At 29.1% G+C, this 2294-nt stretch carries 2 protein-coding genes; both read right to left on the bottom strand.

The genetic code is table 11. From position 1 onward, the window contains the following. Positions 1-93: 93 nt before the first annotated feature. Positions 94-606: a hypothetical protein gene (locus KHW44_RS08810; RefSeq protein ID WP_304068570.1), complete on the bottom strand. Its 513-nt coding sequence runs from the start codon at positions 604-606 to the stop codon at positions 94-96. Positions 607-624: 18 nt separating this feature from the next. Then, positions 625-2079 (bottom strand): peptidase S41, encoded by a 1455-nt coding sequence (locus tag KHW44_RS08805; protein WP_304068567.1) that lies wholly within the window; start codon positions 2077-2079, stop codon positions 625-627. Positions 2080-2294: the final 215 nt, after the last annotated feature.

The raw sequence follows: 2294 nt of genomic DNA, 5'->3' as shown, positions 1-2294 counted from the left end.
CGCTCCTTTTAATATGTTTTGTTTGGTCACTTACATATTAACACAGCTGATTAGCTATGAGTTATTTTATGTTGCACTTGTTATGATAAATTATCAATACAATAAGTCCTTGCATTTTTCCGTTGTGTTTATGATGTAGAATTCGTCGCCAATTATTTTTATTATGAACGGGAATTGCTCTGTCCCTAAATGCCACATAGCAGTTGTGTGTCTATCGTTCATGTTAGATATTATTTTACTAAGCTGTAAATTCAAATCTCCAACTGTATTTCCTGTTGGATTTTGTAGTAATTTATCAATATCCGAATCTAGTTGTTCTTTTGTATATCCTCCAAGATATCCTTGTTCATGGATATAAAAGCTTTTAAAATTATTAACATCTTTTATGTAATCTTCTTTTGATAAAACTCTATTTAATTCTATCTCTCCAAGTTTTTTATGCTTTTCTTTGTTTGTGTCCAAGTTTCCCTTATCATACATGCTATCTGCAGAGAATGTAAGCACCTCTATATTATCAAGTTCATTTTCTGCAAAGACGTTTGTGCTTGTAAATAACAGACTTATTATTAACACAGACACCAAAGTTATTGTTTTAATTTTTTTCATAAATTTCCCCCAATATATTTATTGTTTTTGCAATGCATAATTCATAACCCTGTCATTTCCAATAGCATAATCTTGGATTTGATTTTCGATAAACATATCGGGATACCACGTTAATCCATCTCTTTTATTAAGATTGGAACAGTGTACTACGTCTTCTAATGTATAATCGTATCTTCTAACTCCACTTGATTTTTTGACAAATAATTTACTATTTCCTAAATACATAATTGTTGACGCTTCTGTCGTCCACCCAGAAGGTCCTCCGGTATTTTCCCCAATTATCTGAAGATTATCAAGGTTTCTCTTGACTCCGTCTACGAACAAGGATCCAGCAGAGTAATTTTCTGGTCCAGTTAATAATTTTATTTCCAATTTAGGATTCAATAATTGATATCTTTTCAGTGCCAATTCAAGTTCTTTTGCATGTGCTGGCCAACCACCTGTGTTGTATCTAATATCTACAATTATTTTTTCTACATTATTTCGTGAAACATCTTTATCCATTTTATCTATCATATTTTTCAAGATGTTATCTTTATCAGTATTATAACAATTGTTGTATTGGATGATTAAGTTATTATCATTTATATAATAATAAAATGGTTTCATTTGCATGTATCTCATCTTGTCATTTTTTGTGAATTTATTTTTTGTGATATCTGTCATATCGTATAAGATTTGAGAAAAATCTGTATTTTCATAACTATATTTGTTGATTTTAACATCTGGAAGCTCAATCATTTTGATTGTTTTATTAAGCGTTTTACCATCAGTTTCTATCTGTAATTTTAATTTTCCATTTTTAATTATATTTTCTTTTTCTAGTGCATCTCCATAATATAAATAAAAATCTTCTATTATCGTATTTTTGAAATATTTATTTTCTGCTGAAGTGTATTTATATAATCTTTCTGTTATGTCCTTGGTATCAATATCGGCAAGTTTTATTATCTTAGAGTATAATAAATCTTCGTATTCAGGTGTTGTATTAATTATGTAATAATGTCCATTTATAATTCTAATCTTAATTGGCATACAGCTTTTCCCTATTTCATACATAGATGAGGTATGTCCATCATTAGTGTTTGCAATTAATTTTGCAAAATCTAAGTTCAAATCAGAAACCGTTTTATTGTCCGATGTTTTCAATAGCTCTTCCCCAAGTTTCTCTATTTCTTCTCCTGTAGAATTTCCTAAATAAGCTTGCCATTCCAAATAATAATTTACAAAATTTTTCATATCTTTTTCATACTCAGATTTCGTAAGTACTCTGTTTAATTCAATTTTTCCCAATTGTTTAACTCTTAAGTCATCAGGATTGTAATTTTCTAATTTCAAATTATCTTCTATTGGTATTGTAAGAATTTCATTATCCAATTCATTCTTTGCAAATCCTCGTGTTTGCATATTTAATGCAAGAATGCACGTTAGTAAGAATAAAAATATTTTTTGAATTCTCTTAGTTTTTTTCATTTTAGTTCCTCTTAAATATTGTCAATCGTTTTCTACAATTCCATCTTACAAATAAAATACTTAATTGTCAAACATTTGGTTATATATTTCTCCAAATATTTTCTGGAGATTTATTGCAATCATGACCACCCGTAAAACGGGTGGTTTGTTCATGGGCTATAAGCCCGAGTGATACCAACCAGCGTCTCAAGGCGCTGGTTTTCACTCTGTTCAAA

It is taken from the genome of Finegoldia magna (assembly GCF_018371055.1).
Taxonomy (GTDB): Bacteria; Bacillota; Clostridia; order Tissierellales; family Peptoniphilaceae; genus Finegoldia; species Finegoldia magna_I.
Note: the sequence above shows the minus strand (reverse complement) of the source record. Positions and strands in the feature narration are given on the sequence as shown.

Coding starts and splice junctions, on each gene's coding strand:
- KHW44_RS08810 (WP_304068570.1), bottom strand. CDS start 606: ATGAAAAAAATTAAAACAATAACTTTGGTGTCTGTGTTAATAATAAGT.
- KHW44_RS08805 (WP_304068567.1), bottom strand. CDS start 2,079: ATGAAAAAAACTAAGAGAATTCAAAAAATATTTTTATTCTTACTAACG.